Source organism: Variovorax paradoxus (genome assembly GCF_030815855.1).
GTDB lineage: Bacteria > Pseudomonadota > Gammaproteobacteria > Burkholderiales > Burkholderiaceae_C > Variovorax > Variovorax paradoxus_M.
In genome coordinates, this window is sequence record NZ_JAUSXG010000001.1 from 5,895,314 (window position 1) to 5,910,385 (window position 15,072).

12 protein-coding genes are annotated in these 15,072 nt (G+C 66.3%); 8 read left to right on the plus strand and 4 right to left on the minus strand.

The features are described from left to right. Positions 1 to 264 precede the first annotated feature (264 nt). Positions 265 to 1,665, minus strand: coding sequence for a type IV secretory system conjugative DNA transfer family protein (locus tag QFZ42_RS28060; RefSeq protein ID WP_307704097.1), 1,401 nt, complete (start codon positions 1,663 to 1,665; stop codon positions 265 to 267). A gap of 146 nt (positions 1,666 to 1,811) precedes the next feature. Next, positions 1,812 to 2,285 carry an Lrp/AsnC ligand binding domain-containing protein gene (locus QFZ42_RS28065; RefSeq protein WP_307704098.1) on the minus strand — a complete coding sequence of 158 codons (474 nt, stop codon included), beginning with the start codon at positions 2,283 to 2,285 and terminating at the stop codon, positions 1,812 to 1,814. An 88-nt stretch (positions 2,286 to 2,373) separates the two neighbouring features. Between QFZ42_RS28065 and QFZ42_RS28070 the strand changes: the two genes are divergently transcribed. From QFZ42_RS28070 to QFZ42_RS28085, 4 genes are all read left to right on the plus strand, one after another. Then, positions 2,374 to 5,352 (plus strand): L-glutamate gamma-semialdehyde dehydrogenase, encoded by a 2,979-nt coding sequence (locus QFZ42_RS28070; RefSeq protein ID WP_307704099.1) that lies wholly within the window; start codon positions 2,374 to 2,376, stop codon positions 5,350 to 5,352. Between the two features lie 171 nt (positions 5,353 to 5,523). Beyond that, on the plus strand, positions 5,524 to 6,795 hold the full coding sequence (locus QFZ42_RS28075; RefSeq protein WP_307704100.1) for a Glu/Leu/Phe/Val family dehydrogenase: 1,272 nt from the start codon (positions 5,524 to 5,526) through the stop codon (positions 6,793 to 6,795). A gap of 31 nt (positions 6,796 to 6,826) precedes the next feature. Beyond that, on the plus strand, positions 6,827 to 7,480 hold the full coding sequence (locus tag QFZ42_RS28080) for a nucleoside/nucleotide kinase family protein (protein ID WP_307704101.1): 654 nt from the start codon (positions 6,827 to 6,829) through the stop codon (positions 7,478 to 7,480). 101 nt (positions 7,481 to 7,581) lie between these two features. Next, positions 7,582 to 8,271, plus strand: a complete 690-nt coding sequence (locus QFZ42_RS28085) for a DUF2242 domain-containing protein (protein ID WP_307704102.1) — start codon at positions 7,582 to 7,584, stop codon at positions 8,269 to 8,271. 16 nt (positions 8,272 to 8,287) lie between these two features. Here the strand turns inward: QFZ42_RS28085 and rocF are convergent, their stop codons facing one another. After that, the gene (gene rocF / locus QFZ42_RS28090; RefSeq protein ID WP_307704103.1) at positions 8,288 to 9,211 is read right to left on the minus strand and encodes an arginase; all 924 of its coding nucleotides are present in this window, start codon (positions 9,209 to 9,211) and stop codon (positions 8,288 to 8,290) included. After that, a complete protein-coding gene (locus tag QFZ42_RS28095; RefSeq protein ID WP_307704104.1) occupies positions 9,208 to 11,295 on the minus strand; it encodes a prolyl oligopeptidase family serine peptidase in 2,088 nt (695 codons plus the stop codon). The genes rocF and QFZ42_RS28095 overlap by 4 nt, the downstream gene beginning before the upstream one ends. A gap of 149 nt (positions 11,296 to 11,444) precedes the next feature. Here QFZ42_RS28095 and QFZ42_RS28100 point away from each other — a divergent pair, with 149 nt between their 5' ends. The 4 genes from QFZ42_RS28100 (at position 11,445) to QFZ42_RS28115 (ending at position 15,065) form a co-directional block, all read left to right on the plus strand. Continuing rightward, positions 11,445 to 13,142, plus strand: coding sequence for a WS/DGAT/MGAT family O-acyltransferase (locus tag QFZ42_RS28100; protein WP_307704105.1), 1,698 nt, complete (start codon positions 11,445 to 11,447; stop codon positions 13,140 to 13,142). Between the two features lie 138 nt (positions 13,143 to 13,280). After that, the gene (locus QFZ42_RS28105) at positions 13,281 to 13,838 is read left to right on the plus strand and encodes a hypothetical protein (protein ID WP_307704106.1); all 558 of its coding nucleotides are present in this window, start codon (positions 13,281 to 13,283) and stop codon (positions 13,836 to 13,838) included. 17 nt (positions 13,839 to 13,855) lie between these two features. Next, complete coding sequence (locus QFZ42_RS28110) at positions 13,856 to 14,389, plus strand: phasin family protein (protein WP_307704107.1); 534 nt, start codon at positions 13,856 to 13,858, stop codon at positions 14,387 to 14,389. Between the two features lie 40 nt (positions 14,390 to 14,429). Continuing rightward, a complete protein-coding gene (locus QFZ42_RS28115) occupies positions 14,430 to 15,065 on the plus strand; it encodes a TetR/AcrR family transcriptional regulator (RefSeq protein ID WP_307704108.1) in 636 nt (211 codons plus the stop codon). The last annotated feature ends 7 nt before the right edge of the window (positions 15,066 to 15,072 follow it).

Below are 15,072 nucleotides of genomic sequence, written 5' to 3' on the forward strand. Positions count from 1 at the left end.
GCGGGATCCTCATAGTTTTTTGGAAACTTCGGCTCACCGTTCTTGGTGTCCAGGAAGTCCTGGACGACCTGGTGCGTGTCATTTGTGCAGAGCGCTCAGCGCGCCGCGATGCAACTTGTAGATATGAATGAGCCGGTCGATGGCGGGGTATCGGTAGGTGCCTTCCCTTAACGGTGATGGAAGAATCCCGTAGGCTTTGGCAACCCCTCGCCATCAGATCGCTTGTTCGCGATCTAAATCCGTGACATGAAAACCCCGTTGCAATCACACCGCAACGAAGGTGCACCGTCTTATTTCATCCACCCTGTTCGAGAGCATGCCGTCCTTGCTCCGTCGCGTGGCCCACACATCCACCCGCCCCATGGCGGTGAACTCGTCCATCAGCATGAGCATCTGGTACTTCAAATCGGGCTCTTCACCCAGCTGCTTGCCAAGGTTGTTGCCAATCACGCTGCTGAAGAAGATGTTCAGCAGCCTGCCGCTTTCATCGAGCTTGTTGGTCGGAATGTCGACGTACAGCGTGGTCGGGCGTTTGCGGATGGCGGTGATGTCGAAGTCGGTGGCGTTGGTGGCAGCGGCCAGCACCGGACTGAGGAACTGCTGCAGCGGCGCCTGCATGGTGGCGATCACCGAGGAGAAGGTTTGCTCGGCCAGCCCGGCAAGGTTGCCAAAGACGGTGCGCGTTTGCACGCTGACGAAACTGGACTGTTGCGGGTTGTCCAATATCCCCTTGAGCATCGCCAAAGTGCCCTTGCCGTCCGTGCCGCTGGACAGGCGCAGGATGCGCTCGAGACTGGGAAAGTTCTCGCTGGTGTTGGGGTCCTGGGCGTGCCCGACGATCCGACTCCAGTGGTCCCATGCCTCGAACATGTAGGAGGCGAAGGCGGTGAAGGCGGCGCGGCTCTGGCTCGTCCAAAAAGGGTCTTTGCCGGGCTCGTCCGGGTAAAGAATGGCGGCGATGGTCTGGATTTCGCCGATGCGCTTGCCCGCATCCATGCCCACCAGCAGCGTGAAGGCGTTGAAGCGATGGGTCTTTCCCTGGTCCTCGTAGGGGGCCCACACATAGATGGTGTGGCCCTGTGCCCCGCGCCAGCCGCTGGTGGCCTTGCGCAGTTCGCCCTTGAGGTCGAGCACGACCATCGAGTGCAAATACGACAACAGCACCGGGATGGCGATGCTGGTGGTCTTGCCTGACCGGGTCGGACTGACGGTGATCACGTGCTGGGCGCCGCCCAGCCACAGGTACCGGCCTTTGTACTTGCCGATGAGGATGCTTTGCGGGGTCTGCTTGAGCAGGCCGGCTTTCTTGAGATCGGAGAGTTCGGCGAAGCTGGCGTCGCCGTGCAGGGATTCGGCCTCGGCTCGAAAGAGCGGAATGAGCAAGGCGGCCCAGCCCAGCAGTGGTACGCCGAAGCCTATGGCGCCGCTGAGCTTGATCTTGGGAACGTAGGGTGCGTACTGCGGCAGGTCTGCCGCCTGAATGTATTGCCACCACGTGTTCCAGGCCGGCGGTGTATTTGGCAGATCGAGGATGAGCAGAACAAGGTAATTGGAGAGAAACCAGCCACCTGCCAAGACCCCCGGAAGTATCAACAACGCGATAAGTACCTTGCTTTTGCTCATATCCTGCGCCATCTCCCTATTAATAAGGAAATGCTTATACAAGGCGGGGCAGCCTCGGCAGGTTGTGCGATAGGCGACGGACGACAAGACGGCGGCGCTGTTGCCAACTTCTTCATGGAAAACACGACTGACTGAGTGGCCGCCGCTTTGTGGCGCTGCCGCTACCCTTTGTTCGCGGTTTTCGCGCGCTAGATGCTCAGCGGCAGCCGTGCGCTGCTCTTCACTTCTTCCATGACCGCGTAGGTGCGCGTTTCGCGCACGCCGGGTAGTTGCCACAGCACCGTGCCCGCGAACTCGCGGTACGCCGCCATGTCGGCCATGCGGGTCTTGAGCAGGTAGTCGAAGCCGCCCGCGACCATGTGGCATTCCATGATTTCGTCGCGCACCTGCACGGCTGCCTTGAACTGGTCGAACACGTTGGCGGTGGTGCGGTCGAGCAGGATTTCCACGAACACCGTGAGGCCGCGCCCGAGCTTGTGCGGGTCGAGCCGCGCCTCGTAGCCCTGGATGAATCCGTCGCGCGTGAGCCGCTGCACCCGCGCCAGCACCGCGGTGGGCGAGAGCGCCACCGCCTCGGCCAACTTGAGGTTGGTGATGCGTCCGTCTTCCTGAAGAATCTTCAGCAGCCGGAGATCGATGCGGTCCAGGTCCAGGTCGGGCATTGGTGAATTATCCGGTTTGCTTCTTGTTTTTTGGCAAAAGATTCAGCCTATATCCAAAGACCATAGGAGATAGAACCAAGGAACTGCCATGCACCTGCCCATCCCTTACCGCCCTGAAGCCGACGTCGTCTCGCACCGCCTCGCCACGCTGGCTGGCGCCCTCGACTGGACCGCCGCGGCCGCCACGGCCACGCCGTGGGTGGAGGCAGTGCGCCGCCATCCGCCGCCGTTCTGGGCCATGGAAAGCCTGCTGCGCGAATACCCGATATCCAGTGCCGAGGGGCTGGCGCTCATGCGCCTGGCCGAGGCGCTGCTTCGCGTGCCCGACGCCGCTACGGCTATCGCGCTCACGGCGGACCAACTGGGCCGCGCCGATTTCGAGGGCACGGCCGATTCCACGCTGTCACGCCTCTCCTCGGCCGCAATTGCGATGTCGAAGAAGTTCCTGCCTGAAGGCGACCACCCGCCCGGCCTCATGGCCAAGCTCGGTGCGCGCACGGTGGTGGCCGCCACGCTGCGCGCGGTGCAGTTGCTCGGGCGCCAGTTCGTGCTGGGCCAGACCATCGCCGAAGCCATGGACGAGGCCCGCTCGGCACACCGCAAGCAAGGCGCCCTGCGCTTCAGCTACGACATGCTCGGTGAAGGCGCGCGCACCGACGCCGATGCGCTGCGCTACCTGGAGAGCTACACGCATGCGATCAACGCCATCGCAACCGGTGCCGATGCGGCACGCTCGCCCGAGCACAACGACGGCATTTCCATCAAGCTCAGCGCGCTGCATCCGCGCTATGAAGACGCGCAACGCGAACGTGTGATGCGCGAACTGGTGCCGCGCGTGTGGCAGCTGTGCGAGCTTGCGGCCGCTGCCAACCTCAACCTCACGATCGACGCCGAAGAGGTCGACAGGCTCGAACTGTCGCTCGACGTGTTCGAGGCGCTGGCCGTGCGCGTGGCCGCCGAGCAGCCGCAATGGCGCGGCTTCGGACTCGCGCTGCAGGCCTACCAGACGCGTGCGCTGGAGCTGATCGAGCACGTCACTTCGGTGGCGCGCAAACACGGCCTGCGGCTGATGTGCCGCCTCGTGAAGGGCGCCTACTGGGACGCCGAGATCAAGCGCGCCCAGGAACTGGGCCTGCCGCATTACCCCGTGTTCACGCACAAGCACCACAGCGACATCAGCTACCTGGCCTGCGCGCGCGCGCTGCTCTCGGCGTCCGACGCCGTCTATCCGCAGTTCGCCACGCACAACGCGGGCACCATCGCGGCCATCCTGCAGATGGCCGAGGCGGCCCAGGCACCGTTCGAGTTGCAGCGCCTGCATGGCATGAGCGAAGGTGTGTATCGCGAAGTCATGAAGAGCACGGCCGCGCCGGTGCGCGTGTATGCGCCGGTGGGCCAGCACAAGGACCTGCTCGCCTACCTCGTGCGGCGCCTGCTCGAGAACGGTGCCAATTCGTCGTTCGTGAATCAGCTCGGCGACGAAGACGTGGACATCGACGAGTTGCTCATGTCGCCGCTCTGGCTCGAGCCGACGAACTCCGCCTTGCCGCTGCCGCCGGCGCTGTACGGTCCGGCGCCCATGCGGCGCAACAGCGAAGGCGCCGACCTTGCCGTCGAGTCGATGCGCGCGCCGCTGCTTGCGGCCCTGGAGACCACCGCGGTGCCCCGGGTTGCAGAGTTCGACCCGGCCGCCGCGCCGAAAGCCGTTGCGGCCAGCGCCGCCAGCTTCAAAGGCTGGCGCACGACGCCGGTCGAAACGCGCGCCGCCATGCTGCGCCAGGCCGCCGATGCACTGCAGCGTGACTTGCCGCGCTTCTGCGCGCTGCTGGTGAAAGAGGCCTTCAAGACCTGGGGTGATGCGGTCGCCGAAGTGCGCGAGGGCGTCGACTTTCTGCGCTACTACGCCGACGAGGCCGAGCGCATCATGCAGCCCGTGGCGCTGCCCGGCCCCACGGGCGAGAGCAACGAGTTGCGGCTCATCGCGCGCGGGCCCTGGGTGTGCATCAGCCCGTGGAATTTTCCGCTCGCGATCTTCATGGGGCAGGTGGCGGCCGCGCTCGCCACGGGCAACACGGTGCTGGCCAAGCCGGCCGAGCAAACGCCGGCCGTTGCGCTCGAAGCCGTGAAGCTGCTGCACTCAGCCGGCGTGCCAACCGAGGCGCTGCAGTTGCTGCATGGTCCGGGCGAAACAGTGGGCGCCGCGCTGGTCGCGGCGCCCGGGGTGGCGGGCGTGGTGTTCACCGGCTCGACCCAGGTGGCCCGCATCATCCATCGCGCGCTGGCCGCCAAGGACGGCCCCATCGTGCCGCTGATCGCCGAGACCGGCGGCATCAACGCGATGCTGGTCGATTCGAGCGCGTTGCCCGAGCAGGTGGTCGATGCCGTGGTGCAGAGTGCGTTCCGTTCGGCCGGACAGCGCTGCTCGGCGCTTCGGCTGCTGGTGCTGCACGAGGGCATTGCCGATGCGGTGATCGAGATGATCCGCGGCGCGGCCGGGGAACTGGCCGCCGGAGACCCGGCCCTGCTGTCGACCGATGTGGGGCCGGTCATCGACCGCGAAGCCGCCGACAACATCCGGCGCCACCTGAAGCGGTTGGATTCGGAGGCGAAGCGCCTTCTCGCGCCGGCTTCTGCTTCAACGTTGGCGGACGGCAACCTGATTGCGCCGCAGGCCTACGAGGTGTCTTCCATCGCCAGCGTGACCAGCGAGATCTTCGGCCCGGTGCTGCAGATTGCGCGCTGGGGCACGGGCGACCTGAGCGAACCCGCGGCGGTGATCGAGCGCATCAATGCGCTCGGCTACGGCCTCACGCTCGGCATCCAGACCCGCATCGACTCACGCGCCCAGGCGCTGGCGTCGCGCGCGCATGTGGGCAACATCTACGTGAACCGCAACATCATCGGCGCAGTCGTCGGCGTTCAGCCCTTCGGCGGCGAAGGGCTCAGCGGCACCGGGCCCAAGGCGGGCGGGCCGCACTATCTGTACCGGTTCTGCGCCGAGCAGACGGTCACGGTCAACACCACCGCAGCCGGAGGCAATGCCGCGCTGCTGAGCGCTGTTGCATAGGGAGGCGGGACAGGGAATTCCTTTGTTCTCGGACGCGCACGGCAGGCCTGTGCGCGGCGCCCGCAAGGTCAAACCTCTCTTGCATAACCGCCATCGCGGCGCGCATAAGCCATGGCGCGCCGGGCGCGAGAGGTCTATCGTTGCGGCCATCCGACCAACCAAGGGATTCCCATGAGTGAAAAGCTCTCCTTCGTCAATCCGACCGCCAACAGCCCCTGGGGCACCTACCTCTCGCAGGTCGACCGCGTGGTGCCGTACCTCGGCCCGCTGGCCCGCTGGGTCGAAACGCTCAAGCGCCCCAAGCGCGCGCTGATCGTCGACGTGCCGATCGAGATGGACGACGGCACCATCGCCCATTTCGAGGGCTACCGCGTTCAGCACAACATGAGCCGCGGCCCGGGCAAGGGCGGCGTGCGCTTCCACCCCGATGTCACGCTCGAGGAAGTAATGGCCCTGTCGGCCTGGATGACCATCAAGACCGCCGCGGTGAACCTGCCGTACGGCGGTGCCAAGGGCGGTATCCGCGTCGATCCGAAGAAGCTGTCGCTGCAGGAGCTGGAAAAAATCACCCGCCGCTACACCAGCGAGATCGGCATCATCATCGGCCCGCACACCGACATTCCCGCGCCCGACGTCAACACCAACGGCCAGATCATGGCGTGGATGATGGACACCTATTCGATGAACACCGGCGGCACGGCCACCGGCGTCGTCACCGGCAAGCCGCTGCACCTGGGCGGATCGCTGGGCCGCGTCAAGGCCACGGGCCGCGGCGTGTTCGTGACCGGGCGCGAAGCGGCCCGCCGCCTGGGCATGGACCTGCGCGGCGCGCGCATTGCGGTGCAGGGCTTCGGCAACGTGGGTTCGGTCGCGGCCGAACTCTTTGCGGAAGCGGGCGCCAAGATCGTCGCGGTGCAGGACCACACCGGCACCATCGTGAACACCAACGGCCTCGATCTTTCGAAGCTGATTCCCGTGGCCAACAAGGAGGGCGTGATCGCCTTCAAGGGCGGCGACGTGGTGCCCAACGAAGCCTTCTGGGACACCGCCTGCGACATCCTGATCCCGGCTGCGCTCGAAGGCCAGATCACTGCCGAGCGCGCACAGAAGACCACGGCCAAGCTGGTGCTCGAAGGCGCCAACGGCCCCACGGTGCCGACGGCCGACGACATCCTCGCTGAACGCGGCGTGCTGGTGGTGCCCGACGTGATCTGCAACGCCGGCGGCGTGACGGTGAGCTACTTCGAATGGGTGCAGGACTTCTCGTCCTTCTTCTGGGACGAGGACGAGATCAACGTGCGGCTCGACCGCATCATGATGAACGCGCTCAACCAGATCTGGGACACGGCCGACAAGCACAAGATTTCGCTGCGCACTGCCACTTATGCGGTCGCTTGCGAGCGCATCCTGATGGCTCGTCAGGAGCGCGGACTGTATCCCTGATTCGCTGAAGCAAGGTTGTACGCTCGGGGGGATGAGCACCACCCTCGAGCAACAACTTCCCTCCATTCCCGAAGACGGTCTTGCCCGCCTGCAGGCCCTGCTCGCCAGCGGGCAGCGCAAGCTGCTCGGCCTGGTCGGCGCGCCCGGTGCGGGCAAGTCCACGCTGGCATCGGCGCTGCTCCAGGCGGTGGGCGCCGACCGCGCGCAGGTCGTGCCGATGGACGGCTTCCATCTGGCCAACGTCGAGCTGCAACGGCTCGGCCGCGCTGACCGCAAGGGTGCTCCCGACACCTTCGACAGCGCCGGCTACGTCGCACTGCTGCAGCGGCTGCGCGAGCAGGGGCCGACGGATCCCATCGTCTACGCCCCCGAATTCCGCCGCGAGATCGAGGAGCCGATCGCCGGCGCGATCGCGGTGCTGCCGCACACCCAACTGGTCATCACCGAAGGCAACTACCTGCTGCACGATGCCGGCCCATGGGCCGGTGCGGCCGCCATGCTCGACGAGGTCTGGTATGTCGACATCGACGATGCGGTGCGCGAGGAGCGCCTGCTGAGGCGGCACCAGCAGTTCGGCCGCAGCCCCGAGGCCGCGCGAGAATGGGTGGCCGGCACCGATGCGCCCAATGCACGGCTGATTGCCGCAACGCGAGTGCGCGCGGACTTCGTGCTGCACTGGTCCTGAAAATTCTCCTGCGCTCCGGGGAACGCCGGCGCGGCGCGATGCTCGAATCCTCGCCGGCGGCGCCGCAAGGCCAGCCGGTTAGCATTCGCCGCCGCCGCTTCATGACGACCATGCACCCCCATCTCTCTTCTGCTTTTTCAGTTCTTCGCGCTCCGGTTCTCGTGCTGAGCCTGTTGTCCGCCCTGGTGCTCGCCGGCTGCGGCAGCAGTACGCACCGCATTTCCTACGAGACCGAGGAGTTCGACTCCACCACCACCCACACGCGCACCTACGCGGCCACCGAAGCCCAGACCTGCGAGGCCGCACGCCGCGCGCTGCTGAGCCAGGGCTACATGATCAACGCCGCCAACACCGACCTGGTGACGGGCCGCAAGAGCTTCCAGCCGGCCTCGGAGGTGCATGTCGAGGTCGAGTTCCGCGTGGTGTGCGCGCGCGAAGGCGGCAAGCCCGGCAAGCGCAGCACCGTGGCGTTTGCAACCGCGCTGCAGGACCGCTACGGCATCAAGAAGGTCAACAGTTCGGCCAGCGTGGGCGTGGGCGCCTTCGGCTCGCTCTCGCTGCCTTTTGCCGGCAGCGACGACGCGATGGTCAAGGTGGCCAGCGAGACGCTGACCGACGAACTCTTCTACGACCGCTTCTTTGCGCTGCTCGACCGCTTCCTCGAAGGTCAGGGCGGCGAAGAACCCGAGGCGCCCAGCGTGGCGCCCGAAGCGCCACGGCCGGCCGCGCCGCTGAACCCCGCAGCGCCGGCCACCACCTTTCCGGTGAAGCCGGTTCCCAGCCCGGGCTGATCGCGCGCCAGGAACGTCAGCGCACCAGCGTCGACTTTCCGAAAAGGCTCTCGATCAGCTCCACCGCCACCTCACCGGTCTGGTTGCGCACGTCGAGCGCGGGGTTGAGCTCCACCACGTCGAGCGAGCCGAGCCGGCCGGTGTCCGAGATCATCTCCATGCACAGCTGCATCTCGCGGTAGGTCGGCCCGCCGCGCACGCCGGTGCCCACGCCGGGCGCGATGTTCGGGTCGAGGCAGTCGAGGTCGAAGCTCACGTGCAGATGGGTGTCTTCGTCCACGTCCTGCAGCGCCTCGGTCATGGTGGTGCGCATGCCGTGCTCGTCGATGTGGCGCATGTCGAACACGTGCAGGCCCAGGGTGCGGATGGCCTCTTTCTCGTCCGCGTCGACGCTGCGGATGCCGATGAAGCGGATGGCATCGTGCTCCAGCGCCGCGCGCTCGCCGCTCCAGCCGGTGAGCACCGCCGGTCCATGGCCGAGCAGGCACGACACGGGCATGCCGTGCAGGTTGCCGCTCGGGCTGGTGGTTTCGGTGTTGACGTCGGAGTGCGCGTCGAGCCACACCACGCGCAGCTTCTTGCCGCGCTTGCGCGCATGCCAGGCCACGGCGCTGATCGAGCCGATGGCCAGGCAATGGTCGCCGCCCATCATGAGCGGCACGTGGCCGGTGCCCAGCGCGGTATCGACGGCAGCGTAGACCGAGCGGTTCCAGGCAATCACCTCGTCGAGATGGCGCAGTCCGTTGGCCGGCGCGGTCCAGGGGGTGGCCGGGCCCGCGAGGTTGCCGCGGTCGATGACGGTGAAGCCTTGCCGCGCCAGCGCCTCGGGCAGGCCGGCCACGCGCAGGGCATCGGGGCCCATGCCCGCGCCGCGCACGCTGGCGCCGATGTCGGTGGGCGCGCCGATCAGTTCGAGGGTGATGCCGTTGCCGTTGCTCATGTCGGTGTCCGTCCGATGTGCTTCCACAGGTAGGCGTAGCCCAGGGCATCCATGAAGGCCGATTCCTTGTTGTCTGTTGCCGCGCTGTGGCCGCCTTCCATGTTCTCGTAGAAGCTGGCGTCGTAGCCCATGGCCGCCAGCTTTGCGTACATCTTGCGCGCATGCACCGGACCCACGCGGTCGTCGCGGGTCGAGGTGGTGAAGAGCGCCGGCGGGTAGGGCTGGCCCTTCTTGGCGTTCTCGTAGGGCGAGAAGGCCTGGATCCATGCCCATTCTTCGGGCTGGTCGGGGTCGCCGTATTCGGCAATCCACGATGCGCCCGCCGACAGGTGGGTGTAGCGCCGCATGTCGAGCAGCGCCACCTCGCTCACGATGGCGCCGTAGAGCTTGGGGTACAGGGTGAGCATATTGCCCATCAGCAGGCCGCCGTTGCTGCCGCCCATCGCGCCCAGGTGCTGCGGCGAGGTGATGTTGCGCGCAATGAGGTGCTCCGACACGGCGGCGAAGTCTTCGCAGGTGCGCAGCCGGTTCTCTTGCAGCGCGGCCTGGTGCCAGCGCGGCCCGTACTCGCCGCCGCCGCGAATGTTGGCGACCACGTAGACGCCGCCCTGCTCGAGCCATGCGCGGCCGATGGCGCCGCTGTAGCTCGGCTGCAGCGAGATCTCGAAGCCGCCGTAGGCGTATTGCAGCGTCGGGTTCTTGCCATCGGCCTGCAGGTTCTTCGGGGAGATTTCGAAATACGGCACGCGCGTGCCGTCCTTCGAGGTGGCGAAGTGCTGGCTCACGCGGTAGCGCGAGGCGTCGAAGAAGCCGGGGCTGTCTTTCAGCGGTTCGGGTTCGCCCTTGCCGATGGTGCCGATGTACAGCGTGGTCGGCTGCAGGAAGCCGCTCACGGTCAGAAAATAGTCGTCGTTCTCGTCTTCGTCGATGCCGCCCGCCGCAATGGTCGAAAGCTCGGGCGCGCCGCCCAGGCTCTCGCGCTTCCAATCACCCGCCTGCGGGGTGAGCACTTCGAGCTTGTTCACCACGTCGTGCATCACGTTGAGAATCAGGTGATTGCGGGTCCACGAATGGTCGTCGAGCGCGGTGGTGTCGTCGGGCTCGAACAGCACGGTGATCTCGCGCTGGCCGGCCATGTAGTCGTCGAATCTCGCGGCCAAGAGCGAGCCCGGCTTGTAGGTGGTGCCGCCCACGGTCCAGGGACTGCGCGGCTCGACCAGCATCCATTCGCGCGTGACCTCGGTGTTGGAATCGTCGGGCACGTCGACCTTCGCGAGCCGGCCGTCGGCATGGCGCAGCCAGGTTTCGCTGTCGTAGAAATCCATCTGGCGCGAGACGAAGTCGCGTTCGAAGCCGGGCGTGTTGTCACGCCAGGCGCTCACGGTCATGTCGTCGGCGCTGCCTTCGTACACCGTCGGCGCGCTGTCCAGCGGCGTGCCGCGCTTCCACTCCTTGACGATGCGCGGGTAGCTGGAGCTGGTCATCGAGCCGGGGCCGAAATCGGTGGCCACGTAGAGGTGGTCGATATCCTTCCACGCCACGTTGCTCTTGGCCTCGGGCAGCGTGAAACCGCCCTCGACGAACTGCTTGAGTTCCAGGTCGAACTCGCGCACCACGTTGGCGTCGGCGCCGCCGCGCGAGAGCGAAACCAGGCAGCGCTTGTATTCGGGCTGCAGGCATTGCGCGCCGTGCCAGACCCAGTTTTCCTTGTCGGCCTCGGCCAGCGCGTCGAGGTCGAGCACGGTTTCCCATTCGGGCTGCGGCTTGCGGTATTCGGCCAGCGTGGTGCGCCGCCACAGGCCCTTGGGGTTTTTCTTGTCGCGCCAGAAGTTGTAGAACAGCGGGCCGATCTTGCGCACCATCGGAATGCGGTCGTCCGAATCGAGCACTTCGAGAATGCCCTTCTCGAGCCTTTCGAAGGCGGGCGACTGCGCGTAGCGCTGCACCGTCTTCGCGTTGTGCTGCCGGGCCCATTCGAGCTGTTCGGCGCCATCGATGTCTTCGAGCCAAAGGAACTCGTCGGTCTGCGTGGAAGAGGGTGAGGTCATGAGCGCAGTGTACGAATCCGGTGTGAAAGCGTGCATGCCCCCGTCGGCAGAGCGGAAGCTACTGAATTCATAGCGCCTGCATGGGCTCGGGACAAACCCGCGTTCGACGTTTTCGCACCGGTCCGCGGGGCTGCCCACGGGTATCCTGCCGAACGGCGCCTGCGCACGACAAGGAGACATGCCAAATGAAACACCTGAGCGGTCTTGATGCCACCTTCCTGCACCTGGAAACCCCGGAGATGCCGATGCACGTGGGCTCGCTCAACGTGCTCGACCTGCCCAAGGGCTACAAGGGCGAGTTCTACGAGGACGCCAAGCAGTTCATGGCCAGCCGCATCCACCTGGCCGATGTGTTCACGCGCAAGCTGGCGCTGATGCCCTTCGACATGACCAACCCGGTGTGGGTGGACGATGAAGACATCGACCTCGACTACCACATGCGCCACATCACGCTGCCCAAGCCCGGCACCAACCGGCAGCTGCAGCAGTACGTGGCGCGGCTGCATTCGACGCTGCTCGACCGCAGCCGGCCGATGTGGGAGTTCTTCATCATCGACGGCCTGAAGAGCGGGCAGGTGGCGCTCTACACCAAGGTGCACCACGCGGGCATCGACGGGCAGGCCGGCGTGGCGCTCGGCAAGGCGATCTTCGACCTCGAGGCGACAGGCCGGGTGGTGAAGCCGCCGCGCACGCGTCCGCGCAGCAGCGGCTATCAGCTTGGCATGGCCGAGCTCGCGACGGCGGCGCTGCGCAACACGGCGCAGCAGTACGTCAAGCTCTTCAAGATGGCACCGGCCATCGCGCGTGCGCTCGGCGGCCTTGCCAAGCCCGACGAAAAGGCCGCCGAGAACAACGCCGCCACTGCGCCGAAGAAGTTCAACCTCTTTGCGCCGCGCACCTCGCTGAACGTCTCGATCACCAACCAGCGCACCTTCGCAGGCCGCACCATTTCGCTCGCCGAGACCAAGCACATCGCCAGGCACTTCGGCGTGTCGCTCAACGACGTGGTCATGGGCACGGTGGCCGGCGCGCTGCGCCACTACCTGGCGGACAACAACGAGCTTCCTGCCAAGCCGCTGGTGGCCGGCGTGCCCGTGAGCCTGCGCGAAGCCGGCGACGAAACCGCCAACAACCAGGCCAGCATGATCCTCGTGAGCCTGGCCACCGACATTACCGACCCGGTACAGCGGCTGAAGGCGATCAATGCGTCGTCGACCCGTTCGAAGTCGACCATGAACCGCTTCAAGGCGGTGATCCTCGACGACTTTCCCACCTTCGCGGCGCCCTGGCTGGTGTCGGGCATCGCCTCGATGGTGGGCCGCTCGGGGCTCGTGAACCTGCTGCCGCCGGCCGCCAACGTGGCCATTTCCAACGTGGCGGGCGCGCCGTTCCCCATGTACTTTGCGGGCGCACTGGTCACCAGCTACTACCCGGTGTCGATCGCGAGCCACGGCACGGCCCTCAACGTGACGGTGCAGAGCTACAACGGGCGCATGGACTACGGCCTCATCGCCTGCCGCCGGGCGGTGCCCGACATCACCGAGATCGGCGACTATCTGCTGGCCGAGCACCAGCTGTTGATGGGCCTCACGCAGACGCATCCCGCGGCGGCCGGCCCGGCTCCAGCGAAAGCGGCCATTCCCGAGTCGCCACAGCCTGTGAAGGCGGCGGCCAAGCCTGCTGCGAAACCCGCCGCCCAAGCGGCCGGTAAACCCGTTGCGAAAAAAGCGGCCGCGAAGAAGCTGCCCGCGGTGAAGGCCCCAGCGGCCAAGGCACCGGTGGCCAGGAGCGCTAAAACACCGGCCAAGACGGCCGCGGCCAAGGCCCCGTCCCGCAAGCCTGCCGCACCCGTCAAGGGCACCAGGGCGGCTACTGCGGCATGATCGGCAGTCAGGTGGCTCGAAAAATCTAGAGCAGTTGGACTAGTTTTCCAACCGTTCTAGTTTTCCAGGCCTAGGCACTCCGGAAGAAGATCACCCCATCGCGAATCCCGCGAACCGTTCAACTTCCAGGAAATCGACATGACCACGCAAGCTTCTTTCTCTTCCGCCGCCATCCACGTCATCGGCCAGTACAACGATGCGGGCAAGACCTTGGTGGGCGCCTATCGCGCCGGCGTGCATCGCCTGCTCGGCGGCGCTGCTGCGCGCTCCGCCGAATTCCTGGGCAGCCGCCAGATTCCGCTGGTGAGCGAGCAGGTCAAGGCCAACCTGATCGGCGCGCAAGAAAAGATCAACGGCTTTTTGGCCAACCGCCTGGACATCGACACCGGCCGCATCGTCTCGGCGATGGACCGCGTGGCCGCAGGCACGGCCAGCGGCATCGAAACCGTGGCCGGCCGCGTGGCCCGTGTCGAGTCGCCGATCGTCGGCTCGGTGGTCAAGACGCTGAACGCACTGAACCAGCCGATCGCCAACGTGTCGGTGCAAATCGCCGAGAAGGTCGCGGCCGGTGCCAAGCAGATCGAAGTGCGCATGAGCGGCACCGAAGAAGCCAAGCCCGTGCGTACCGTGAAGGCCAAGGCCGCCGCCGCCAAGAAGCCGGTTCGCCGCAGCACCACCGCCCGCAAGGCAGCCTGACACCGGAGCAACAACGCATGGCGACCCGCCTCGATTCGACCGACGATCCGAAGAAGAAGAGGGCGGCGCCTGCGAAGCCTGCAAGGAAGGCTCCTGCAGCCAGGAAAGCACCCGCGGCCAAGAAGACGGCTGCGGCGGCCAGGAATAAATTCGCTGCTGTCACACCGAAGGCCGAAGGGAAGACGCCGGCAAAGACCGGCGGCGCCGAGGGCCTGCTTCGCGCGGGCCTGAAGGCGCTCGGCAACGTGCGCGACGACGTCGCCAAGCGCCAGGCCAACGTGATCGAAGGCTTGCTCGGCATCGGCCAGGGCAAGTTCGAGGCTGCCGGCGCCAAAGCCGCGCTCGGCCGCGGCTTTCCGGGGCTGGACAGCTTCGGCATCCGCAAGTTCGAAGACGTGTTCGACCAGCGCGTGGCCACCGCCCTGGAGCGGCTCGGCATGCCCAGCGCGGAAGAAGTGCAGGCATTGCGCGAAGAAGTGGCCCGGCTGCGCGAACGCCTCGCCCAACTCGATCCGAAGAACGCCGGCCCGCGCGGCAGCGGCAAGCGCTGAGCCTCGGCCCAGCGAATACCGACGCACGCAGCAGCCGGTTGTGGCCAGTTCCAACACCACGCGCGATCGCATCCTGCAGGCCAGCCTTGCGCTGTTCAATGCGGAAGGCCTTGCGGCGGTGTCCACCCACAAGATTGCGGCCGAGCTCGGCATGAGCCCGGGCAACCTGCATTACCACTTCAAGGCCAAGCAGCTGATCGTCGAATGGCTGTTCCGGCGTTTCGAGCAGCGGCTCGAGGTGCTCGACGGTTCCTCCGATTCGATCACCGCCATCGACGACCTCTGGCTGGCGCTGCACCTGCGCTTCGAAGCCATCGACGAATACCGCTTCATCTACCGCGACATGGCTTTCCTGGCCGGCGAATACCCAGCGCTCGGCCAGCGCGCGCAGGCGCTCACAGCGCAGAACCTGCTGGCAGCCCAGGCGCTCTGCGAAGGGCTGGTGGCGTCGGGTGTCATCGAGACCAGCGCCGAGCAGGCGCGCATCCTTGCGTTGCAGATGGTCTTCACCACCACCTGCTGGCTCTCGTTCGAACGCCTGGTGCCCGGGCGCGATGCGCTGGCGCAGGCGGATCCGGGACTCGCGGCCTTCTACACGCTGACCTTGATTTCCCCGTATGTTTCCAGCGAATCGAGGGCATACCTTGATTACCTGCGGGGCAAATACCTCGGATAAACATCGC